Source organism: Kangiella sp. HZ709, from assembly GCF_009674675.1.
GTDB lineage: Bacteria > Pseudomonadota > Gammaproteobacteria > Enterobacterales > Kangiellaceae > Kangiella.
Genome location: NZ_WKJC01000002.1, coordinates 436,912 through 459,014 on the forward strand (window position 1 = coordinate 436,912; position 22,103 = coordinate 459,014).

The following is a 22,103-nucleotide window of genomic DNA, read 5'->3' on the forward strand; positions in this document are numbered from 1 at the left end:
TGAATAGGATAGCAAATCCTGGTGAATTTGTTATAAAGAGATTTCAAATATTTATCCTTTCGGCGGCAGACAGCTCTTGGTGGATATCCCAGTTATTTCACTTTGGTTATTAGCATATTTAACAGGCTCAATTTCTAGCGCTGTTATAGTTTGTCGCATGATGAAATTACCCGATCCGCGCGAAGTGGGCTCTCATAACCCAGGCGCCACCAATGTCTTGCGCCTCGGTGGAAAAAAAGCCGCAACTTTGACTTTGCTCGGCGACATCATAAAGGCCATTATCCCTATCCTCATTGGCTACGCTTTAGAGTTACATACCCGTGATCTCGGCTGGGTGGGTTTTATGGCTTTTATTGGCCACCTGTATCCATTGTATTTCAACTTCAAAGGTGGCAAAGGCATGGCCACTTACTTTGGAGTGCTGGTCGCCTTATCTCCTATATTACTACTCTACGGTTTTATCACTTGGGCAATAACCGCTTTTTTCACCCGCTATTCGTCTTTGGCATCTCTGGTCACTAGCATCGCGGTATCCGCCTTTGGCTTTTATATCGATAAAAAATACTTCTTCCCTTTGTTTGCTATGTCATTAATACTGATATGGCGACACCGAAGCAATATCAAAAACCTGTGGCAAGGTACTGAAAAAAAACTAACCGATAAAGCCCCAATTAATGACCAATAACAGTCGCTCTCTTAATCCGCTGAAGTTATTGCCGCTATTAGCATCGATGGTGGCCATTACTCCATTAGCGATTGATATGTATTTACCCGCTATGCCAGTCATAGCCAAAGATCTTAATAGTTCCAATAATGCTATCCAAATTTCACTAAGCCTTTACCTAGCTGGCTACGCTTTGGGAATGTTAGTGTTTGGCCCCATGTCGGATCGCATAGGTCGAAGAAAAGTAGTCATCTCTGGACTAATCGGGTTTATTATTTGTTCAATACTGTTAGCTAGCACCGAGCAAGAACATAGCTTTCTAAGTTTAAGATTTGTCCAGGCCGTTTTTGGTAGCGGTGCAACGGTAGTCGTTGCCGGAATTATTCGTGATCTCTATGGTGAACATACTTCTAAAGGCCTATCTTACGTCAGCATGATCATGATGGTGGCGCCATTAGTAGCTCCCGCCATTGGCAGTTTAATCTTAGAAGTTTCCGTTTGGCCCACCATTTTTTATAGCTTGGCGGCTTACGCTCTACTAATCCTAATACTTGTGATCTGGAAACTTCCAGTCAGCATTCCTTTAAAAAGAGATCGTAACTGGCTGCATGAGTTCTTTAGTAATTACCATTTAGTTTTTAGTCATAAAAAATCATTGGTCAATATCATCAGTTCGATGCTTTGTTCATTTGCTTTTTTTTGTTACATCACCTCAATAGCCTTTGTCTATATCGAATACTTCAAAGTCAGCGAAGGCCATTTTAGTATCTTGTTCGGAGTGAATGTTTTAGCTTTAATGCTAGCAAACATCACTAACACTCGGCTGGTGGTCAAAAAAGGAAGTCAATTCATGCTTAAAATCGGCATGACGATTGCGGTTATCAGCGCTGGGGCTTTTTTATTGATAACCAAACTGGAACTCAGCCTGTATTACTCGGCTGTTGTCTTATTTCCTATTATTTTTGGAATAGCTCTGATTGCTGTTAATTCTGACGCTCTAATACTCATGCAATTCCCGCAACAAACAGGCACGGCTACCGCCGTTATAGGCACTTTGCGCTTTGGAAGCGGCGCATTTGCAGGAGTACTTTTAGGATTATTAAACGATGGAACGCCATTAAATTTAGCTATCTTAATGTTTATTCCTTTGTTGATCGTGGTCATTGTGCAAGCTTTAAACTTAGGGCAAGAATGATCCACCTATTTTTTATTCACCCAGCTTTCACTTTTTAAAACTATAATTAGATTAGGAAACTCAATAATAAATTTATGACTAATCAACAATCTTATATCACCCAGTTCCTGAAACTAGAATCTGCCGGTGGTATCTTATTAATCATTGCAGCAATCTTAGCAATTATTTTTGCCAACACCCCTTTAAACATCTACTACGAATTATTACTCTCAACGCCAGTTGAAATTCGCGTTGGAGCGCTGGAAATTGCTAAACCTTTATTGTTATGGATCAATGATGGCTTGATGGCCATATTTTTCTTTATGGTCGGTTTAGAGCTTAAGCGCGAATTGATTGAAGGAGAGTTATCCAATAAAGAAAACATCATGCTTCCGGCTGTTGGTGCTATTGGCGGCATGTTGGTACCCGCTTTAATTTATGCCTACTTTAATTATGATGACCCGGTTGCCATTAAAGGTTGGGCAATTCCTGCTGCGACTGATATAGCGTTTGCTTTGGGTGTTTTATCCTTACTTGGCTCTAGAGTACCGGTAACGCTAAAAATATTTTTAACTTCATTGGCAATTTTTGACGATATCGGCGCCATTATCATTATCGCTATTTTCTATACCTCTAAAATATCTATCACCGCTTTAATATTTGTAGCAGCATGTTTACCTGTGCTGGCTTTGATGAATCGTTTTAATGTGGTGGAAAAGAGCCCTTATATTTTAATTGGTTTAATGATCTGGGTTGCCACGTTAAAATCTGGAGTCCATGCCACTTTGGCAGGCGTGTTAGTCGCTATATTCATCCCCATTAGAAACAACAAAAACCCTTCGGTTTCGCCATTAAAAAGCTTAGAAAAAGATCTGCATCATATTGTCGCTTTTGCCATTCTACCGATCTTTGCTTTTGCCAATGCCGGGATAAATCTCAAAGGAGTTGGTTTAGAGCAAATTACTCACAGCGTGCCGGTAGGAATTATTCTAGGACTTTTTGTTGGCAAAATCGTTGGCATCTTCGGACTTTGTTGGTTAGCCATAAAAGTTAAACTCATTAGATTACCCGATAGCATTCAAATTCCGCATCTATTAGGAACTTCAGCGCTTTGCGGTATTGGCTTTACCATGAGTTTATTTATTGGCTCGCTTGCTTTTGAGGAAACGGGCGTCAACCTGCTATTTGATGAACGATTAGGGATTATTATCGGATCGCTATTATCTGGAATTACAGGATATTTAATCTTAAAATTTACGCTAAAGGAAAAAAGCTAATACCTTACTTTTAAATCTTGAGTTTATAGCTCTTCTATCGGCCATCTAGGTTTCGCCCGGATGACTGATTCTTCAAACTCACCAGTCCCTTCTAACACTGCCTGATAGCGAGCAAAGCCAGCGTAAGCAATCATAGCGCCATTATCCGTGCAAAATTTTGGCCTTGGGTAATAAGCTTTACCGCCTTTAGATTCGAGCAGTTCACTAAGCTTTTCCCGCAAAGAAATATTAGCGCTAACGCCGCCCGCAACTACCAGTCGCTTATGCCCTGTTTGTACTAAAGAGCGACGACATTTTATAAAAATAGTATCGACTACAGCTTCTTGGAACGCATAGGCAATATCGGCTAGCGCTTGTTCTGACTTGTCGGATTTCATATAAAGATTAGCAACCGCGGTTTTTAAACCTGAAAAGCTAAATTCAAGTCCTGGTCTATCGGTCATAGGACGCGGAAGTTTATAAATTCCTGGACGGCCTTTTAAAGCTAAATTTGCGATGGCGGGCCCACCTGGATAACCCAAACCCATAATTTTTGCGGTTTTATCAAAAGCCTCACCTGCGGCATCGTCGATCGATTCACCAAGAATGGTGTATTCCCCTAAGTTTTTTACATCCACTAATAAAGTATGGCCTCCCGAAACTAACAAAGCGACGAATGGGTATTCTGGCTTATCGTCTTCCAACAAAGGCGCTAACAAGTGCCCTTCCATGTGGTGAACACCAATAGCTGGAATATCCCAGGCATAAGCAAGACTTCGGCCAACACCAACGCCAACAAATAAAGCGCCTATTAAACCTGGGCCTTTGGTATAGGCAATCGCATCGATATCCTTTTTGCTACAGTTTGCTTCGGTTAAAACTTGCTTAATCAAGGGTATGGCTTTACGCACATGATCGCGCGAGGCGAGCTCTGGAACGACGCCTCCATATTCTTCATGTAATTCAACTTGAGAATATAAAGCATCGGCAATGATACCTTTTTCACTATCATAAATAGCGATTCCAGTTTCATCGCAAGAGGTTTCAATTCCAAGGATTTTCATAAGGTTGCCATTAATACCAAACTGGTATGGATTTTAATGGAGAATGCGATATATAGCGAGTATTTAGGATTATATGAAATTAATGGCAAATTCAGGAACTTTAAATGCCAGATCCTTTGCTTTTTGATCGAAAAATAGCTAAAATTCCCGCCCTCTTGTTGTCAGGAGTACTATTTTAGTCCCTGCAGCCACTAAGGCTCAAGAGTTAACATATTGATTTAATTAATATTTATTTTAAACATTTTAAGGTTAGGTGATTTTTAATGCCAAGCGTAAGAGTAAAAGACAACGAGCCATTTGACGTTGCGTTGCGTCGCTTCAAGCGTTCATGTGAAAAAGCAGGTATTTTGGCGGAAGTTCGTAAGCGTGAATACTACGAGAAGCCAACATCTGTTCGTAAGCGTGAAAAAGCTGCTGCGGTTAAACGTGCTGCGAAAAAAGTTGCTCGCGAAAACGCTCGTCGCATTCGCTTGTACTAATAACTAAGCTTTAACACTTAGTTAGCAGGAATTGCCGTGTCAGATTTAAAAGCGACTATTAACAATGCCATGAAAGAGGCTATGCGTGCGAAAGATAAAGCGCGTTTAACCACTATTCGTTTGGCATTAGCTGCGATTAAGCAGATTGAAGTTGATAAGCGCATTGAACTAGATGATACGGCGATTCTAGCCATTTTAGATAAAATGGTGAAACAGCGTCGCGAGTCAATAAAGATGTATGAAGAAGCAGATCGTCAAGAATTGGCGGATGTGGAACATGCAGAAATTGCTGTAATTCAGGATTTTCTTCCTCAACCATTAACTGATACCGAAATTGATCAATTGATTGACGATGCTGTAGCCAAATCTGGGGCAGAATCGATTCGCGATATGGGTAAAGTTATGGGTATCCTTAAGCCACAGTTACAAGGTCGCGCCGACATGGGCCCGGTCAGTGGTAAAATCAAAGCTCGTCTTTCTTAAGACTTCTCCAACAAAATATATCTATAATTAACTGCTTAACTTTATAAGCATTTTTTCTAATTGCACACTCTGCTATGATAACTTCAACTCGCAAGTTGTTAGCATCTAATAGGCTTTATTCATGGGGTTAATCCCGCAGCACTTTATTCAGGACTTACTTAATCGAATTGATATTATTGATTTGATTGATTCGCGTGTGCCGCTAAAAAAAGCCGGCGCAAATTATAAGGCATGCTGCCCTTTTCATGGTGAAAAAACCCCTTCCTTTAATGTCAGTCAAACTAAGCAATTTTATCATTGCTTTGGCTGTGGCATTAATGGTAACGCCATTAGCTTTTTGATGGAATACGATCGTTTAGAATTCCCCGACGCAGTAGAAGAATTAGCCTCAAGTATAGGGTTGGAAGTACCCCGCGAAGAAGGCAATGATAACAGGCCAAAAATTGACAATTCGCTATATGACTTGATGTCTAAAATAGCCAGTTTTTATCAACAACAACTAAGATCGGCGAATGGCAAAGCTGCTGTAAACTACTTAAAAAACAGGGGTTTGAGTGGTGAGATTGCTAAACACTTTGGTTTAGGCTTTGTCCCTGAGGCTTGGGACTCTTTAGAGAAATTATTCGGTAGTTTTGCTAAAAATCCAAAGCTCAAGCAACAACTTATTGATTGTGGCATGTTGATCCAAAAAGATGGTGATAGCAGTCGAGTTTATGATCGATTTCGCGACCGAATTATGTTTCCAATTAAGGACAAGCGCGGACGTGTTATCGCCTTTGGTGGCAGAGTCATGGGCGATGGTGAACCCAAGTATTTAAACTCTCCTGAAACACCTATCTTTCATAAATCCAATGAGCTCTATGGGTTACATCAAGCTCGTCAAGCAAACAGGAATTTAGCCAGAATTTTAATTGTTGAAGGCTATATGGATGTGGTTGCATTAGCACAGTTTGAAATCACTAATGCAGTCGCTACTTTAGGAACTGCCACCACTGCTACTCACATTCAACAACTGTTTCGAACCAGTCGTGAACTAGTCTTATGTTTTGACGGAGATAAAGCTGGTCGTAACGCAGCCTTAAAAGCTTTAGAGCATGGTTTACCGCAACTACGGGAAGGGCGTGAAATCAAACTGATGTTCTTACCTGATGGCGAAGATCCCGATTCCATGGTAAGAAAAGTCGGTAAAGACAAATTTGAACAATTAGTAGAGCGCTCACACTCTACTTTTGATTTTTTACTCAAGTATCTTAGCTCGCAAGTGGATCTTGATTCTGTCGCAGGGCGCGGCCAGTTGGTTCATTTAGCCAAACCCTATATCGAAAAAATTACTGACCCAGTCTATCGAGAGCTATTTACCCAATCGATTGCTGTGGCCAGTGGTTTAGCCATTGATAAAATTGAATCATTGCTTTCAAATTCAACCAATAATATCACTGGCAAACAGACCGCTACAAAGCCTACCTATCAAGCTAATCACAACTCTGGCATTCCCCAAGATGCTAATAAGCCAAATAAAGCATCAAACAAGAGCGTTCAATTAGCAATAACTTTACTCTTACAACAACCAACCCTAGGGCTTTCAATCAATGGTTATGATTGGCTGTTAAGTTTGAATAGTTCTGGTCCAAAAATATTACACGAAATACTTGAAATCATTCATAAAAATCCCAATTTAAGTAGCGGTGCTTTGCTCGAGTATTGGCGAGAAAAGCCTTTATATGCACGTATGAGCCAACTAGCAATTGCTGAACGTGAAGAAAAGATTCGCGGTAATGAAGCCCAAGAACTACAAGATTGTATACAAACCTTGCTTAAAGAAGCTAGAAATCATCGCCTCTCAACACTACAAAACAAGTCGATGGAGCAAGGCCTAAGTTCATCAGAAAAAGCTGAATATCAGCAATTATTGCTGTTATCCAAACAATAAAATTAGCGTTTAGCGCGAAAACTATCGCTTGTAGAATAACGACGCACACCTGTATAATTAGGGGTTTGCGCTATAATTATTTTTAACAATAATTATCCCACAATTTTAGGATTATCGTAGGTACCTCAATGGCAGAAAATTCGACTCAATCACAGCAATCGCAACTTAAATTGTTGATCGCTCGCGGTAAAGAGCAAGGTTATTTAACTTATGCTGAAGTAAACGATCACTTACCGCCAGACATTGTCGATCCAGAGCAAATTGAAGGTATCATCCGTATGATCAACGATATGGGGATACAGGTTTTTGAGTCAACACCTGATGCTGACGAATTAGTATTAAACGACGATTCTGTTACCGATGAAGATGCCGCTGAAGAAGCTGCTGCAGCTCTAGCTAGTGTTGATAGTGAATTTGGCCGCACCACCGATCCTGTCCGTATGTATATGCGTGAAATGGGGACTGTTGAGCTATTGACGCGGGAAGGCGAAATCGATATCGCAAAGCGTATTGAAGAAGGCTTGAAACAAGTTCTAACTGCCATTGGTAAATACCCTGATACCATTCGTATTTTACTTGAAGAATACGATGCTTATTTAGCAGAAGAAGGTCGATTGACTGATATCATTACTGGCTTTAGTGATGGTGAAGAAGAAGAGTTCGTTCAAGAAGAATCAGAAGCTGCGAAGCTAGCAGAAGCAGAGAATTCAGATGACGATGACGACGATGATGAAGATGAAACAGAAGTAGATACTGGTCCAGATCCGGAAGAAGCTGCGGCACGCTTTAAGGAATTAAAGAAGCAGTATAATAAAACTGCTAAAGCCGTTGCTAAATATGGTCGTAGCCATAAATCTAGCATAAAACAAATCGATGCTATGAATGAACAATTTATGCAAATTCGTCTCTCGCCGCGCATGTTTGATTTCTTAGTGATTAATCTTCGCTTAAAGATGGAAGGTATTCGTGAGCAAGAGCGTGCCATTATGAAAATGGCGGTCAATCGCTCGAAGATGCCGCGTAAAACCTTTATCACAACCTTCTCAGGTGCTGAAACTAACCCTGAATGGTTGCAAGGCCACTTAAACAAAAAGTCAAAATTTTCTGAAGCATTAAAAGAGTACGAAGAAGATATTGAAAAAGCACAACGCAAATTACAACTGATTGAAAGTAGCTGTAATTTAACCGTAGTTGAAATTAAAGAAGCCAATCGTGAAATGTCTATTGGCGAAGCTAAGGCTCGTCGCGCTAAAAAAGAAATGGTTGAGGCGAACTTAAGATTAGTGATTTCGATTGCAAAAAAATACACTAACCGCGGTTTACAGTTCTTAGACTTAATCCAAGAAGGTAATATTGGTTTGATGAAAGCGGTGGATAAGTTCGAATACCGTCGTGGTTATAAGTTCTCAACTTATGCGACTTGGTGGATCCGTCAGGCGATTACTCGCTCCATCGCTGACCAAGCGCGTACCATTCGTATTCCAGTGCATATGATTGAAACTATCAATAAGTTAAATCGTATTTCGCGTCAAATGTTACAAGAAATGGGCCGTGAAGCACAACCTGAAGAGCTGGCAGAGCGTATGGAAATGCCAGAAGATAAAATTCGTAAAGTCTTAAAAATTGCTAAAGAACCTATTTCTATGGAAACCCCTATCGGTGATGATGAAGATTCGCATTTAGGTGACTTTATTGAAGATACTACTATCGACTCTCCGGTAGATGCCGCAACAGGCGAAAGCTTGAGAGAAGTCACTGGCGAGATCTTAGGTGGCCTAACTGCTCGTGAAGCAAAAGTATTGCGCATGCGTTTTGGTATCGATATGAACACCGACCATACCTTAGAAGAAGTAGGCAAGCAGTTTGATGTCACTCGTGAGCGTATTCGTCAGATTGAAGCAAAAGCCTTACGCAAACTGCGCCACCCTAGTCGCTCTGAAAAATTGCGTACCTATTTAGACGAATAATGAAATACAAAGTCTACTTAATAACTGATGTAAAAAAGGCTTCCAATTGGAAGCCTTTTTATTTGCTCATTTTGTTTGGTTAGTCTTTTCTAACTTCAATATCGCCATTAACGGTGTCGAACAATAAGCGAGCATTACCGCTTTTATAGCGCCCTTCCATATCAGCTCCGACATACTTACCTTCTTCAACTTCAATACCAAAGTCATTGGATAAATCGCCATTTAAGGTTTCAGCATCTAACCTAAAACCTTCATTTTCAGGCAAGTACACTTCAATATCACCGTTAACGCTCTCAGATTTAATACGTTGATCGCCTTTAAATTGTTGCATGACAATTTTAACATCGCCATTGACCGTATCGACAGAAACGTCTGAGCCAGCATTTTCAATTTTGACCTTACCATTGACCGTTTCTGCTTTAATGTCGCCATAAACATCGCTAATGGCTACATTACCGTTAACAGAATCTATCATCTTTAAAACAACTTCATGAGGTACTTTTAAACGGAACTCTACTTCGCCTGAAGAACCATTCCATCCGCCAAACCAGCTCGATTTTTTCTTAAATTCTACATCCACCGAGAAATGACTTGATGAAGCATCAATTTCAACTTCTATACGCTCTAAATCATCCTTGTCATCTGCACTGGCAGTATATTCCAATTGGATTTGGTCGCGATCCCAGCCTTCGAGTTTAATGTTACCGTTAATGTTTTCCACTCGAACGGTACCATTACTGCTAAAGTTATACGTTTCTGAAAACTCACGCTCAACATCGGCGAATACACCAAATGATAATGTAGTTGCCGCCAGCGCCAATACTGACTTAGTTAATTTGTTCATTTTAAATCTCTCACTTTTGTTTCGTTTCTTATTAGATGTAGTGATATGAAAAAGGGTTTAGTCGAATTTCAATTTATCCAATAATTTCTTTTTGATCTCATCCTCAAGCTCTTTCTTTTTATCATCGATTTCTTTATCTATTTGTGATTTATACTTGGCTTTCAGCATACTCTCAAAATCAATACTAGGCCTAGGCTCTGTCCAGGTACCTTTTAGCTCAAATGGCAAATCAACCCCAGCTAATTGTGGATATTTTTTCTCTAGCTGATCCTTAAGCGCACCCTTTAATACCAGTTGAAAGTTGCCAGCCAAGCTTTCTTTATTTGCATTAGTGCTGGCAGCACCCACTAAATCAAATAATGGAGTAACTAAAGCGATATTATTAAGTTGAATCAAGCCTTTATCGGCTTTCAAATCGCTTTTTAAACCTGCAAAACTAGTTTTCCCTTTAAAAGAATTCGCAGTGGTAAGGGTTTGTAGATTGATACCCGACTCAATGATTTTATTCAAATCCCAACCACTCAAAGCACCATCGGATAAATTAATAGCGCCAGTACCTGATAAGTTTTTCAGCATTTGTTTGAATTCGATTCCGCGAGTCGATAGATCTAAATCCAAATCGCCCAACCCCGTTAATTTCTCCAGCTCAAACATTTCACTTATTAAATCACCCACTTGAATTTTTTGCATTCGAGGTGAAATACTTAATGCTAATGGTGAGCTGGCAAAATTAATACTTGCGTCACTGCTAATACCTCCTTGAAAAGCGCTGGCTTTAAAAGGTTTTAACCATAAAGTAGTTCCTTTATTGGAAAGGTTGGCTTGTACATTACTGAGTTTTGTCTTATTAAAGGTAATTGTGTCCGCAGCAAAAGTCCCTTTGATTCGAGCACGCTTTAAAAAGTCGGCAATCGGTTTGCCATCAAATGGTGCAGAACCTTCTCCTGCACCTTTATTGTCCGAAGCTAGCAAAGGAGTTAGGTTTAGATCTTCGGCCTTAAGGTTCAGCTGGATATCTTTGAAGGTACTAAAAATCGCATTCAGCTCCATAACAAATTTTTGGCCATCTGCCAGTAGGCTACCCTCATGACTTATTTTACTGTTTTCATTGTTTAGGCTAACCTTGGTATCACCGGCAAGCTCTAAACGGTTCAACTTATTGCCCATGTTATCCATTACAGCACTAGTCTGCCGCAGAGAAATTTCTTGTCCGCCAGTAGCCACATTTACTTCACTGTTCAGCTGCCAATTAGCTTCTGTTTTACCACTACCACTGATAAATTCGCCACTAGCACTTATCGGAGTCCACTGATCAAACGCAAACTGATTGAGGTCAAATTGATTCAAACTGAAGCTTTGCGTAAGCTTGCCATTCGGGTTGTATTGGTTAAGTACAAAACTATCTAAACCGATACGGCTCACGCTTAAGCTTGTTTCAGACTCAACAGTTTTATTTTCCGTAGAGGGTTGAGTCTTTTGACTATTAGTAATTAATACATCAAGGTTAGAGCGGCCCTGCTTGTCTCTCAATAAATTTAGCTCAGAGTCTGTTAGTTCAATCGCCCCTATTTCTATCTGCCCTTTTAATAAAGGCATTAATTTAATACTGGCCTTTAATTCATTTACAGACAGTAGATTTTTATCTCGGTTGAATCCATCTGGATTTGATAATTTGATTTTTCCGGTCTCAACCTCTAACCAAGGAAAGAAGTTCAAGGATAGATCTTCTTCAATGGTTAAGTCTGCACTCGTTTGCTCTTTAACCATGCTAATAGCACGGGATTTCAAGTTATCGCTATCAAACACATAAAAAGCGATGCCAACTAATATTGCCAATATGATAAATAAACTGGTGATTAACCAAAGGATCCCTTTTAGAAACGACTTCATAATAATGTCCGATGTTTAGCTTGTTTTGCTGATATAGACTTAGAGTAGCTGACAAATGTTAAGTTTCAAACGTATCAGTGCAAATAATTAAAAAAAGAATGAACTTTCTGCAACTTTAGCTCACTAAGTTAGTAGATATCTTGTCATAATATCTTATTTAGTAGACATTTAAAAAAGCCAATCAATTGATTGGCTTCTTTTTTCTAGGTGTTAAGGCGTCTATTCTTAAAGCTGTTTTAACCTTGCCAGGCGTTTCGTAGAGTCACGGTACGGTTAAATACGAGTTTCTCACCATGATCAAAACGATCTGCCGTGAAATAACCCTCTCTTTCAAACTGAAACCTGTCCTCTGGATTAGCATCCGCTAAACTAGCTTCAACCATTGCTGTTTGTTCGCTGTAAGAATTTTCATTTAAAGCTTCTAAGAAGTTATCCATAGCGCCCGGATTATCAACTTTAAATAAACGATCATACTGTCTAATTAAAGCTGGTTTAGCGTGCTTAGCTGAAACCCAATGAATCACACCACGCACTTTGCGTCCTTCTGGATTTTTACCCAAAGTGTCAGGATCGTAACTACAATGTAGTTCTGTGATGTCACCATTTGCATCATAAACTGCTTCGTCGGCACGAATCACATAAGCATTTCGCAAGCGCACTTCACCACCTTTAACCATGCGCTTATACTTTTTATTGGCTTCTTCGCGGTAATCCGCACGGTCAATATAAAGTTCGCGGCTAAAAGCTAAGGTACGGGTTCCCATCTCATCATTTTTTGGATGATTTTTCCCTGTTAGCATTTCTTCTTTATCTTCAGGATAATTAGTAATGATTACTTTGATAGGATCCATTACTGCCATACGACGCTCGACCGTTGCATCCAAATCATGCCGAACATTATCTTCCAGCAAAGTCATGTCGGTAACACTATTTACTTTTGAGATACCAACAGCTTTACAGAAATTGCGAATGGACATTGGAGTATAACCACGACGGCGCATACCAGAAATAGTTGGCATTCGAGGGTCATCCCAGCCATCCACTAAATTCTGCTCAACCAACTGGGTCAATTTACGCTTAGAAGTAATGGTGTAAGCTAAGTTTAGCCGTGAAAATTCATACTGATATGGCCTTGCAGGGATATCCAAGTTATCTAAAACCCAATCATACAAAGGACGATTAACCTCAAACTCAAGGGTACAGAGTGAATGAGTAATTTCCTCTAAAGCATCCGAAATACAGTGAGTAAAATCGTACATTGGGTAAATGCACCACTTATCGCCAGTTTTAATATGATGCATACGTTTAATACGATACAAAACCGGATCCCGCATCAACATATTGGGATGAGCCATATCGATTTTACCACGTAGCACCATTTTACCGTCTTCGAACTCCCCCGCGCGCATCCTCTCAAACAAATCTAAACTTTCTTCTACGGGTCTATTTCGATAAGGGCTTTCTGTTCCTGCAACTTGGAAGTTACCACGAGCTTCTTTCATAGCTTCAGGCGAAGACTCGTCGATGTAAGCCAAGCCTTTTTCAATGAGTAGCTTAGCAAAGCCATACAAGTCTTCAAAATAATCCGATGCGTTATGCACATCTTGGTGCCATTCAAAACCCAACCATTTCACGTCTTCTTGAATAGCTTTGGCGAATTCTTCTGATTCTTTTTCTGGATTGGTATCATCAAAGCGCAAATTGCATACTGCGCCATGTTCTTGATAAGCTTCAGCTATACCAAAATTTAGGCAAATCGACTTAGCATGGCCCACATGTAAATAACCATTTGGCTCAGGCGGAAAACGGGTATGGACACGGCCATCGTTTTTTCCTTCGGCTAAGTCTTTATCAATAATATTTCTAATAAAATCAGTATATTTTACGGTTTCGCTCATGCTGCTCACTTCAAGGAGTAATCACACTCATTAGTATGAATAAGTGGGGATTTTAGCGGTATTTACAAGTCAGTGCGAATGCTTTTAGCAAATTTATCAAAGCATGCTCAATTTCTTCCTTTTTAGGTTTGAATAAGCGACAATATAACCATTAAGAGTAATTTTGAGACCTTATTTTGGCAGCAGCAAAGAAAAACAATTTTGAAAATCAACTGGAAGAGTTAGAAGCTCTTGTTGAGCAGTTAGAAGATGGTGATTTGCCATTAGATGAAGCCTTAAAGATATTTGAAAAAGGCGTGAAACTATCACGCCAATGTCAAAAGCACCTTGCCGAAGCAGAACAAAAAGTTACTATTTTAATGAATGGTAAAGAAGAAGTTTTTGATGCCGAAGAATAAATGCAAGTAGTAAACACTCCAGTCATGTCTATGAACACTTCCATTCCGACTACCGATGGCTTTGCAGAGGAAATCAACCATTGGCAAACAAGGATTGAAAGCATTATTGCTGATTCTTTGCCAAGCGATAATATAGAGCCACATAACTTACACCTAGCCATGCGCTATTCAGCATTAAACGGTGGTAAGCGAGTTAGGCCTTTATTGGTCTACTTAACCGGCTTAGCTTTTAATGCCAAACTAGAAGATCTCGATCAAACAGCTTTAGCTGTAGAGCTTATTCACTGTTATTCATTGGTACATGATGACTTGCCTGCGATGGATGATGATGATTTAAGGCGAGGTAAAGCAACTTGTCATATAGAGTTTGACGAAGCCTCCGCTATTTTAGCGGGCGATGCTTTGCATACTCTAGCCTTTGAAATTTTATCTGCCCCCAAATTTACCAACTCGGCCAAATCGCAACAACTAAGCATGCTATCTTTATTAGCTAAAGCAAGTGGTTCACTGGGTATGGGCGGCGGTCAAGCGATTGATTTAGCATCCACAAATAAAACCATCGATTTGGCGACACTAGAGAATATGCATCGCATGAAAACAGGTGCCTTGATCAAGGCCAGCGTCTTACTTGGAGCTCTTTGTGCTGGCTCAATCAAGCCTTTCGAGCAGGTTCTGCTAGAAGAATATGCTGACGCTATTGGCTTAGCTTTCCAAGTGCAAGACGATATCTTGGATATAGAGTCTGACACAGAAACTTTAGGCAAGCCGCAAGGCTCCGATCAAGAAAAAGATAAAAATACTTATCCTGCATTAATTGGAATTGATGGTTCTAAACAAAAATTACAAGATTTATTAAGCTTGGCGCTACAAGCCTTGGACAAGTTGCCGTACAATACCGCCAACCTCGCGCAACTAGCGCTCTTTATTACCCAGCGCCGCCACTAAACGGTATTATTAGTTAGATTATGAGCGATAACTCTTATCCAATTTTGCAAACTATTGACTCTCCAATTCAACTTAGAGAACTGGAGAAAGATCAGTTATTGCTTTTAGCCGACGAGTTACGTCAATACTTGATTGATACTATCAGCGGTTGCGGAGGTCATTTCGCTGCCGGTTTAGGTACGGTAGAGTTAACTGTCGCTTTACACTATATCTTTAATACCCCGGACGACAGAATCGTTTGGGACGTTGGCCATCAGGCTTATCCGCACAAAGTACTTACTGGACGTCGCGATCAATTAGCAACCATCCGCCAAACTGATGGTTTACACCCTTTCCCTGTAAGAACTGAATCCGAATACGATACTTTTGCTGTTGGCCACTCCAGCACCTCCATTAGTGCAGCTCTAGGCATGGCCATGGCCGCTAAACAAAAAGACGAAGAACGTCATTGTGTTGCAGTCATTGGTGATGGAGCCTTAACGGGCGGCATGGCATTTGAAGCCATGAATCACGCTGCAGACACTGACACCAACATGTTGGTGGTTCTGAATGATAATGAAATGTCTATTTCAGAAAACGTTGGGGCCTTAAATAAATACTTAGCAAAATTATTGGCTGGGCGTTTTTATCAACGTGTCCGAGAAACCGGTAAAAAAGCGTTGCATGGCATGAAGCCATTATCTGACTTTGTGGGACGTGCTGAAGAGCATATGCGCGGTATGCTACTGCCTGGTACCTTATTTGAAGAGTTAGGTTTTCATTATATTGGTCCTATCGATGGTCATGACTTGCCTACACTCTTAAGTACCTTAGAAACCATAAAAACACTTAAAGGCCCTCAGTTTTTACACATTGTTACGCGAAAAGGCAAAGGCTACGAGCCGGCAGAAAATGATCCTATTGCTTATCATGGCGTGCCCATTTTTGATCCAAAAGTCACTGACTTGCCTAAAGGGGTAAAACCAAAAACCTATTCCAATATCTTTGGCGATTTCTTATGTGATATGGCCGCGCAAGATGAACGCTTAATAGGTATTACGCCAGCAATGCGTGAAGGCTCAGATATGATCCGTTTTTCACGCGAGTTCCCTAATCGATATTTTGATGTGGGGATTGCTGAGCAACATGCGGTGACCGTTTCTGCTGGATTAGCGTGCGAAGGGTTAAAACCCGTTTGTGCCATCTACTCAACATTTTTACAACGTGGATACGATCAATTAATACACGATGTCGCCTTACAAGATCTCGATGTGCTATTCGCCATTGATCGTGCAGGTTTAGTTGGCGGTGATGGCGCGACGCATAATGGGGCCTTCGACATTAGCTTCTTACGCTGTATCCCGAACATGGTAATAATGGCGCCTAGCGACGAAAACGAATGCCGCCAATGCTTATATACTGGCTATATGTATGCAGGCCCTGCAGCTGTTCGTTACCCTCGAGGAATAGGAACCGGTGTTGTACCTCAAGAAACTTTTACCCCTTTCCCGTTAGGCAAAGGTGAGATGAAACGTACCGGCGCAAAAGTGGCGATCCTTTCTTTTGGATCTATGTTGCCACTAGCGATGGAAGCGGCGGAAGAAATCGATGCCAGCGTTGCTGATATGCGTTTTGTAAAACCGCTGGATGAAGCTTTGATAAAAGAGTTAGCAGACTCTCATGATTTATTTATTACTCTAGAAGAGAATGCCATCATGGGTGGCGCCGGTAGTGCGGTGAATGAATTTATTCTAGAAAATAATATTCAAATTAGAGTGAAAAACTTAGGCTTACCTGATCGCTTTATTGAGCATGGTGATACTAAAGATTTATTCGAACGAATTGAACTGACTAAAGCAAAAATCTTACAAGTTACTCAATAAACTAAGCTTGTTTTGATTAGTTGAGAAAGTATAAAGCTAACTGCAATATCACCGCAGCTAAAGCGCCAGCAATAATATCGTCAATCATAATCCCAAAGCCGCCTTTTACTTTTTTATCTAAAATTTTAATTGGCCAAGGTTTCATAATGTCAAAAAATCTAAACAATATAAAACCTAACAACAACCAATACCAAGTAACAGGAATGGCTATCATAGCAACTAAAAAGCCACAAATTTCATCCCACACTATACCCCCATGATCGTGGACACCTAGCTTTTCAGAGCTAGCTCCACAAATCCATATTCCCAAAACACTAAGTAGCGCTGTCGCTAATAAGTAATACTCCAAGCTTAATTGCGATAACAATAACCAAATAGGAATAGCTATCAAGGTTCCCCAAGTTCCAGGAGCTTTGGGCAATAACCCTGAGCCAAAACCAAAGGCTAAAAAATGTATAGGATCAGTAAGAATGGTTTTATTAAAAGACATATATTATTTAGTAGTGAGGAAATGTTGCCAACTCGCTTGGTTGATTTCGTAATCATCTTTGTTAAGTAGTACTTTCAGTGAGTTCTTTTCTGCGGTTATCTTGCCAATTCGCGTTACTCTAGTGTTAGTTTTATCTGCGTGCCTATGAATTTTATTGCGATAATCTTTATGTGCAGTAAAGCATAATTGATAGTCATCACCACCATTCAAAGCAAATTGACGTGCTTGCTCGATACCTGCAACCTCAATCAAAGCTTCATCTAATGGCAGAGCTTCGATCATTACTTCTGCCCCTAATTGACTCTGATTCAGAATATGACTCAAATCTGCATATAAGCCGTCTGAAATATCAATAGCAGCACTGGCAAACTTCGAAAATTTCTTTTTAGCAAAGTGATAAGGGATCTCTGGTCTAACTAGTTTATTCCATAGAGATGATTCAAATTCATTTAGATCTTGCCTATGATTTACATCTAAAGCAGTCCTGGCGCTACCTAAAGTACCAGTAATCCAAACATCATCATAAACTTGAGCACCGGATCTTAACACCGCTTTATGCTTTGTTACCAAACCAAAGACTTGAATAGAAATACTTAATGGGCCTTGGGTTGTATCGCCACCTATAAGGTTTATAGAAAATTTCTCTGAAGTATCTTTAAGACTTTGGGAGAATGCTTCAAGCCAAGCCTTATCGTTTTCAGGTAAGGTTATTGCCAGCGTATAAGCTAGAGGATTGGCCCCCATAGCAAGTAAATCACTAACGTTAACTGCTAACGCTTTGTAAGCTAAATCTCGCGGAGATACATCTGCATAAAAGTGAACACCAGCCACAAGAGTATCGACACTAGTGACTAGCTGTTTACTTTTAGGGATTTCTAAAATGGCACAATCATCGCCAATAGCTTTAACAATTGATTCAGAAGCTTTCTGTTCAAAATTAAAATATTGCTGGATGATATTAAATTCAGCCATCAAAGAATGCTTATTCGTGTGGACGTAATACTTTGCTTATTTTATCGAGAACGCCATTTACAAATTTGTGTCCATCAGTTGCACCAAAAGTTTTGGCCAATTCAATACCTTCATTGATGACCACTTTCTTAGGAATATCTATTCGCTTCATTAATTCAAAAGCTGATAATCTAATAACAGCTCTTTCGATCGGATCTATTTCTTCAATATCTCTTTCTAATGCCGGCGCTAACTTATTATCAATATTTTCTAAATCGGTTAAGACACCCATAAACAATTCTTGAAAGTATTCAGTATCTACTTTCTTACTGTTCATAGTGGTTAAATATTGTGCTTCAATCTCATTTAAAGGATTGCCAGACATTTGCCATTGATAAATAGCCTGTACAGAATATTCACGAGCTTTGCGTCTCATTGATGGTTTGAAACTCATGCTAAAACCTCTTGCCCTTAACCTTTTAAAGATTGTTTTAAATTAATCATTTCGATAGCTGTAGCTGCTGCCTCGCCGCCTTTATTCATTTTACGCGGATTAGCCCGTTCTTCAGCCTGTGCTTCGGTATTTGTTGTTAGAATACCAAAAATAATCGGTAACTCTTCATCTAAAGAAACGCGCATCAAGCCAGCGCTCGATTCAGTTGAAACAAAGTCGAAGTGCGGCGTATCACCTTTAATCACCACACCGATCGCAATTATTGCATCAAATTTACCGGACTTTGCTACTTGCTGTGCAGCTAGCGGAAGTTCATAAGCGCCGGCCACATTAAACAGTTCAATGGACTCTTGAGGCACTGAAAGCTCAGCAAGTTTTGCCTGAGCACCCTCAATCATCATATGAATCAAAGGCTCATTAAAGCGCGCGTGCACAATAGCAATGCGGCCAGCTTGATAGTTGATTTCTGAAAAATCGAGTTTAAAGTTGCTCATTCTATTTGCATTCCTAGTTTCTATTCCGAAATATTTTCCACAATTTCTAAACCATAACCAGCTAAACCAGTATATTTGGACCCAGAACTTAACAAACGCATTTTATGGACCCCAAGATCCGCTAAAATCTGCGAGCCTATACCAACGGTGCGTTTTTTCTGACGCTGCTGTTCTTGAGACAAAGGCTCTCCCTTGTCTTCCTGTTCAAATTTTCTGATTTTATTTAGTAACTCTTCATTTGATTCTTTATTTGCTAAAACGACTACAACGCCCTCACCTTCATCAGCAATTCTTTCAATAGCATTCGCCAGCGTCCAATGAGATTTCTTGCCACGCTGAGCTTCTAATAAATCACCCAGGTTATTAGCTAAGTGAACTCTAACCAAAGCTGAATCTTGCTGCTTAGGATTGCCTTTAACCAACGCAAAATGAATTTGTTCATCAATTGAATCTTTATAAGTATGCAATCTAAAGTCACCATGTTCAGTTGGCCAATGACACTCTGAAACTTTCTCAACTGACTTTTCTTTTGTAGAACGATACTCAATTAAATCGGCGATGGTACCAATTTTTAAATCATGCTTTTGCGCAAAAATTTCTAAATCAGCACGACGAGCCATAGTCCCATCTTCATTTAAGATTTCAACGATAACTGCAGCGGGTTCAAAGCCTGCCATTCTAGCCAAATCGCAACTAGCTTCAGTATGCCCAGCTCGGTTAAGCACACCACCAGGTTGCGCCATGATGGGGAAAATATGACCAGGTTGGACAATATCATTGGGCTTAGCTTTTGGGTTAACTGCCGCAATAATGGTTCTAGCTCTATCAGCCGCAGAGATACCCGTCGTTACTCCCTCAGCTGCTTCAATTGAAACAGTAAAATTAGTGCTAAACTTAGCGCCATTTTGATTGGACATTAACGGTAAGTTTAATTGTTCGCAACGCGCTTCGGTCATAGGCATACAGACTAAGCCACGGGCATGACTCACCATAAAGTTAATATCTTCCGGCCTAACTTGAGAAGCTGCCATTACCAGATCGCCTTCATTTTCTCGATCTTCATCATCCATTAGGATGACCATTTTTCCGTTACGGATATCTTCAATAATTTCTTCAATCGAATTAAGCTTCATAATATGCCTACTTTGGCTTACGAATTAATCATTAATCGCTCTAAATAACGAGCAACCAAGTCAATTTCTAAATTTATTTTAGTGCCAACCTCATAAGAATCTGCGACAGTTTCTTGTAAGGTATGCGGAACTAAGTTTAAGTAAAAACAATCATCTTTAAGATTGTTAACGGTCAAGCTAATACCATCCACTGTAATCGAACCTTTAATCGCAATGAAACGTAACACAGATTCCGGCGCTTTAATTTGATATTGAATAGAGCGTGCCGCCGGTTCAACATTGATTACTTCACCTATCGCGTCTACATGACCAGAAACCATATGACCGCCAAAACGAGTTGTTGGTAGCATAGCTTTCTCAAAATTAATCACTTGTCCTACTTTATAATCAGCAAAGCGTGTGACGCGAATCGTCTCTACTGAAACGTCCGCAGAAAATCCGTCGTCAAATTTTTCTATAACGGTCAAACATACACCATTACAGGCAATACTGTCGCCAAGTTTCACATCAGCCAAATCTAACTTGCCTGTATCGAAATGGTAAATAGCATCGCCTTGATTTGACCCAGATGTTTTTGGTTCAATAGCTGTGATTTTTCCAGTTGCTTCTATGATTCCTGTAAACATTATTTTTTTACGCTATAACTTAGTTTTAGATCATCACCAAAGTGACGAACATCTTTTAAATCCACACCTATAGATTGGGACATTTTATCGAAAGGCAACTGATAAGCTGACATAGCGCTAGAACCCAAAATTTTTGGAGCCATATAAACCACCAATTCGTCGGCCAATCCTCGCTCTAAAAATGCTGCTGCTAAGCCAGAACCTGCTTCCACCAAAACTTGATTGATACCTCTATCTGCTAACTGCAGCAACAATTGGTATAAATCAACGTTCCCAAATTCATTAGTATCAACAATCTCTTGATTAACGTTCGCTGGATAGTTTTTATTTTGCCAGTTACCCGTTACGAGCCAAACTTCGCCCTGCTGCTGAAAAATTTTTGCATCCGCATCGAGCAAACCTTGTGAATCAATCACTACTCTGAGGGGTTGTTCAAAATACGATTTATTCAAAAACTTTGTATCACGCACGTTCAAAGACGGATTATCATTTATAACTGTGCCAGTACCTGTAATAATTGCGCACGACTCAGCTCTTAACTGTTGAACATCGGCTCTCGCCTGCTCACCTGTAATCCATTGACTCTCGCCGGAAGCCATCGCAATTTTCCCATCAAGGCTTATTGCACTTTTTATAACAACTCTAGGCAGCCCCAAGGTCATACGATTTATAAATCCAGAGTTCAGTTGCGTCGCTTCTAATTCCATCAAGCCAGTTTCAACCTGAATACCAGCTTCGATCAATTGTGCGATTCCCTTCCCTGCCACAAGTGGGTTAGGGTCTTGCATAGCGCAAATAACTTTTACAATCCCAGCTTTCGCCAAAGCCAAAGCGCAAGGAGGCTTTTTCCCAAAATGTGAGCAAGGCTCTAAGGTTACGTATACGGTAGCGCCTGTTAAATCTTGCGATGCATTATTGATGGCATTGATTTCAGCATGATCTAAACCTGCTTTTTCATGCCATCCTTCAGAAATAATCTGATCATTCTTTACAATGACACAGCCCACTCTCGGATTAGCTCTGGTCGTAAACCAACCTTTCTTGGCTAACTCAATGGCTCGCGCCATATATATTGAGTCTTGCTTAGAGAAATTCATTTCG

21 protein-coding genes are annotated in these 22,103 nt (G+C 40.2%); 10 read left to right on the plus strand and 11 right to left on the minus strand.

Annotated elements, in window-relative coordinates; all coding sequences use genetic code 11:
* Nucleotides 1-79: 79 nt before the first annotated feature.
* The 3 genes from plsY to nhaA all read left to right on the plus strand — a co-directional run bounded on the left by plsY (nt 80) and on the right by nhaA (nt 3,115).
* Entirely contained in the window at nt 80-685 is a 606-nt protein-coding gene (gene plsY / locus GJS41_RS10925; protein WP_370515703.1) for a glycerol-3-phosphate 1-O-acyltransferase PlsY, read from the plus strand.
* Nucleotides 675-1,859 carry a multidrug effflux MFS transporter gene (locus tag GJS41_RS10930; protein ID WP_154247390.1) on the plus strand — a complete coding sequence of 395 codons (1,185 nt, stop codon included), beginning with the start codon at nt 675-677 and terminating at the stop codon, nt 1,857-1,859. The genes plsY and GJS41_RS10930 overlap by 11 nt, the downstream gene beginning before the upstream one ends.
* Before the next feature lie 74 nt (nt 1,860-1,933).
* Nucleotides 1,934-3,115 (plus strand): Na+/H+ antiporter NhaA, encoded by a 1,182-nt coding sequence (nhaA, locus tag GJS41_RS10935; RefSeq protein ID WP_154247391.1) that lies wholly within the window; start codon nt 1,934-1,936, stop codon nt 3,113-3,115.
* Nucleotides 3,116-3,138: 23 nt separating this feature from the next.
* On the opposite strand, the gene tsaD is transcribed toward nhaA, so the two are convergent.
* Nucleotides 3,139-4,158, minus strand: coding sequence for a tRNA (adenosine(37)-N6)-threonylcarbamoyltransferase complex transferase subunit TsaD (gene tsaD / locus GJS41_RS10940; RefSeq protein WP_154247392.1), 1,020 nt, complete (start codon nt 4,156-4,158; stop codon nt 3,139-3,141).
* Between the two features lie 263 nt (nt 4,159-4,421).
* On the opposite strand from tsaD, the gene rpsU reads away from it, so the two are divergent.
* The 4 genes from rpsU (at nt 4,422) to rpoD (ending at nt 9,017) form a co-directional block, all read left to right on the plus strand.
* Nucleotides 4,422-4,637, plus strand: a complete 216-nt coding sequence (gene rpsU / locus GJS41_RS10945; RefSeq protein WP_110199417.1) for a 30S ribosomal protein S21 — start codon at nt 4,422-4,424, stop codon at nt 4,635-4,637.
* Between the two features lie 36 nt (nt 4,638-4,673).
* The gene (locus GJS41_RS10950) at nt 4,674-5,120 is read left to right on the plus strand and encodes a GatB/YqeY domain-containing protein (RefSeq protein ID WP_370515704.1); all 447 of its coding nucleotides are present in this window, start codon (nt 4,674-4,676) and stop codon (nt 5,118-5,120) included.
* A 121-nt stretch (nt 5,121-5,241) separates the two neighbouring features.
* Entirely contained in the window at nt 5,242-7,050 is a 1,809-nt protein-coding gene (dnaG, locus tag GJS41_RS10955) for a DNA primase (protein WP_154247393.1), read from the plus strand.
* A gap of 128 nt (nt 7,051-7,178) precedes the next feature.
* Nucleotides 7,179-9,017: an RNA polymerase sigma factor RpoD gene (gene rpoD, locus GJS41_RS10960; RefSeq protein WP_154247394.1), complete on the plus strand. Its 1,839-nt coding sequence runs from the start codon at nt 7,179-7,181 to the stop codon at nt 9,015-9,017.
* Between the two features lie 79 nt (nt 9,018-9,096).
* Here the strand turns inward: rpoD and GJS41_RS10965 are convergent, their stop codons facing one another.
* From GJS41_RS10965 to GJS41_RS10975, 3 genes are all read right to left on the minus strand, one after another.
* A complete protein-coding gene (locus tag GJS41_RS10965; RefSeq protein ID WP_154247395.1) occupies nt 9,097-9,861 on the minus strand; it encodes a DUF4097 family beta strand repeat-containing protein in 765 nt (254 codons plus the stop codon).
* Between the two features lie 57 nt (nt 9,862-9,918).
* Nucleotides 9,919-11,751, minus strand: coding sequence for an AsmA family protein (locus tag GJS41_RS10970; protein ID WP_154247396.1), 1,833 nt, complete (start codon nt 11,749-11,751; stop codon nt 9,919-9,921).
* A 236-nt stretch (nt 11,752-11,987) separates the two neighbouring features.
* Nucleotides 11,988-13,649, minus strand: coding sequence for a glutamine--tRNA ligase/YqeY domain fusion protein (locus GJS41_RS10975; protein ID WP_154247397.1), 1,662 nt, complete (start codon nt 13,647-13,649; stop codon nt 11,988-11,990).
* Nucleotides 13,650-13,825: 176 nt separating this feature from the next.
* Between GJS41_RS10975 and GJS41_RS10980 the strand changes: the two genes are divergently transcribed.
* Genes GJS41_RS10980 through dxs form a run of 3 tightly spaced genes read left to right on the plus strand, consistent with a single transcriptional unit; the run spans nt 13,826 to nt 16,854 of the window.
* Nucleotides 13,826-14,047 (plus strand): exodeoxyribonuclease VII small subunit, encoded by a 222-nt coding sequence (locus tag GJS41_RS10980; RefSeq protein ID WP_154247398.1) that lies wholly within the window; start codon nt 13,826-13,828, stop codon nt 14,045-14,047.
* 24 nt (nt 14,048-14,071) lie between these two features.
* Nucleotides 14,072-14,992 carry a (2E,6E)-farnesyl diphosphate synthase gene (gene ispA / locus GJS41_RS10985; RefSeq protein ID WP_195758386.1) on the plus strand — a complete coding sequence of 307 codons (921 nt, stop codon included), beginning with the start codon at nt 14,072-14,074 and terminating at the stop codon, nt 14,990-14,992.
* 20 nt (nt 14,993-15,012) lie between these two features.
* Nucleotides 15,013-16,854 carry a 1-deoxy-D-xylulose-5-phosphate synthase gene (gene dxs, locus GJS41_RS10990; protein WP_154247399.1) on the plus strand — a complete coding sequence of 614 codons (1,842 nt, stop codon included), beginning with the start codon at nt 15,013-15,015 and terminating at the stop codon, nt 16,852-16,854.
* Between the two features lie 16 nt (nt 16,855-16,870).
* On the opposite strand, the gene GJS41_RS10995 is transcribed toward dxs, so the two are convergent.
* From GJS41_RS10995 to ribD, 7 genes are read right to left on the minus strand one after another with little or no spacing between them, the layout of a single operon-like run.
* Nucleotides 16,871-17,344, minus strand: a complete 474-nt coding sequence (locus GJS41_RS10995; RefSeq protein ID WP_154247400.1) for a phosphatidylglycerophosphatase A — start codon at nt 17,342-17,344, stop codon at nt 16,871-16,873.
* A gap of 3 nt (nt 17,345-17,347) precedes the next feature.
* Nucleotides 17,348-18,316: a thiamine-phosphate kinase gene (gene thiL, locus GJS41_RS11000; RefSeq protein WP_154247401.1), complete on the minus strand. Its 969-nt coding sequence runs from the start codon at nt 18,314-18,316 to the stop codon at nt 17,348-17,350.
* 10 nt (nt 18,317-18,326) lie between these two features.
* On the minus strand, nt 18,327-18,749 hold the full coding sequence (gene nusB, locus GJS41_RS11005) for a transcription antitermination factor NusB (protein ID WP_154247402.1): 423 nt from the start codon (nt 18,747-18,749) through the stop codon (nt 18,327-18,329).
* Nucleotides 18,750-18,766: 17 nt separating this feature from the next.
* Nucleotides 18,767-19,243, minus strand: coding sequence for a 6,7-dimethyl-8-ribityllumazine synthase (gene ribH / locus GJS41_RS11010; protein ID WP_154247403.1), 477 nt, complete (start codon nt 19,241-19,243; stop codon nt 18,767-18,769).
* A 20-nt stretch (nt 19,244-19,263) separates the two neighbouring features.
* Complete coding sequence (ribBA, locus tag GJS41_RS11015; RefSeq protein ID WP_154247404.1) at nt 19,264-20,376, minus strand: bifunctional 3,4-dihydroxy-2-butanone-4-phosphate synthase/GTP cyclohydrolase II; 1,113 nt, start codon at nt 20,374-20,376, stop codon at nt 19,264-19,266.
* Nucleotides 20,377-20,393: 17 nt separating this feature from the next.
* A complete protein-coding gene (locus GJS41_RS11020) occupies nt 20,394-21,002 on the minus strand; it encodes a riboflavin synthase (RefSeq protein ID WP_154247405.1) in 609 nt (202 codons plus the stop codon).
* Nucleotides 21,002-22,099, minus strand: a complete 1,098-nt coding sequence (gene ribD, locus GJS41_RS11025) for a bifunctional diaminohydroxyphosphoribosylaminopyrimidine deaminase/5-amino-6-(5-phosphoribosylamino)uracil reductase RibD (protein ID WP_154247406.1) — start codon at nt 22,097-22,099, stop codon at nt 21,002-21,004. Before ribD ends, GJS41_RS11020 begins: the two co-directional genes overlap by 1 nt.
* Nucleotides 22,100-22,103 lie beyond the last annotated feature (4 nt).

What these genes read in the sequence shown, in the direction of transcription:
- GJS41_RS10930 (WP_154247390.1), top strand. Translation starts at nt 675, where the DNA reads ATGACCAATAACAGTCGCTCTCTTAATCCGCTGAAGTTATTGCCGCTA.
- nhaA (WP_154247391.1), top strand. Translation starts at nt 1,934, where the DNA reads ATGACTAATCAACAATCTTATATCACCCAGTTCCTGAAACTAGAATCT.
- tsaD (WP_154247392.1), bottom strand. Translation starts at nt 4,158, where the DNA reads ATGAAAATCCTTGGAATTGAAACCTCTTGCGATGAAACTGGAATCGCT.
- rpsU (WP_110199417.1), top strand. Translation starts at nt 4,422, where the DNA reads ATGCCAAGCGTAAGAGTAAAAGACAACGAGCCATTTGACGTTGCGTTG.
- dnaG (WP_154247393.1), top strand. Translation starts at nt 5,242, where the DNA reads ATGGGGTTAATCCCGCAGCACTTTATTCAGGACTTACTTAATCGAATT.
- rpoD (WP_154247394.1), top strand. Translation starts at nt 7,179, where the DNA reads ATGGCAGAAAATTCGACTCAATCACAGCAATCGCAACTTAAATTGTTG.
- GJS41_RS10965 (WP_154247395.1), bottom strand. Translation starts at nt 9,861, where the DNA reads ATGAACAAATTAACTAAGTCAGTATTGGCGCTGGCGGCAACTACATTA.
- GJS41_RS10970 (WP_154247396.1), bottom strand. Translation starts at nt 11,751, where the DNA reads ATGAAGTCGTTTCTAAAAGGGATCCTTTGGTTAATCACCAGTTTATTT.
- GJS41_RS10975 (WP_154247397.1), bottom strand. Translation starts at nt 13,649, where the DNA reads ATGAGCGAAACCGTAAAATATACTGATTTTATTAGAAATATTATTGAT.
- ispA (WP_195758386.1), top strand. Translation starts at nt 14,072, where the DNA reads ATGTCTATGAACACTTCCATTCCGACTACCGATGGCTTTGCAGAGGAA.
- dxs (WP_154247399.1), top strand. Translation starts at nt 15,013, where the DNA reads ATGAGCGATAACTCTTATCCAATTTTGCAAACTATTGACTCTCCAATT.
- GJS41_RS10995 (WP_154247400.1), bottom strand. Translation starts at nt 17,344, where the DNA reads ATGTCTTTTAATAAAACCATTCTTACTGATCCTATACATTTTTTAGCC.
- thiL (WP_154247401.1), bottom strand. Translation starts at nt 18,316, where the DNA reads ATGGCTGAATTTAATATCATCCAGCAATATTTTAATTTTGAACAGAAA.
- nusB (WP_154247402.1), bottom strand. Translation starts at nt 18,749, where the DNA reads ATGAGTTTCAAACCATCAATGAGACGCAAAGCTCGTGAATATTCTGTA.
- ribH (WP_154247403.1), bottom strand. Translation starts at nt 19,243, where the DNA reads ATGAGCAACTTTAAACTCGATTTTTCAGAAATCAACTATCAAGCTGGC.
- ribBA (WP_154247404.1), bottom strand. Translation starts at nt 20,376, where the DNA reads ATGAAGCTTAATTCGATTGAAGAAATTATTGAAGATATCCGTAACGGA.
- GJS41_RS11020 (WP_154247405.1), bottom strand. Translation starts at nt 21,002, where the DNA reads ATGTTTACAGGAATCATAGAAGCAACTGGAAAAATCACAGCTATTGAA.
- ribD (WP_154247406.1), bottom strand. Translation starts at nt 22,099, where the DNA reads ATGAATTTCTCTAAGCAAGACTCAATATATATGGCGCGAGCCATTGAG.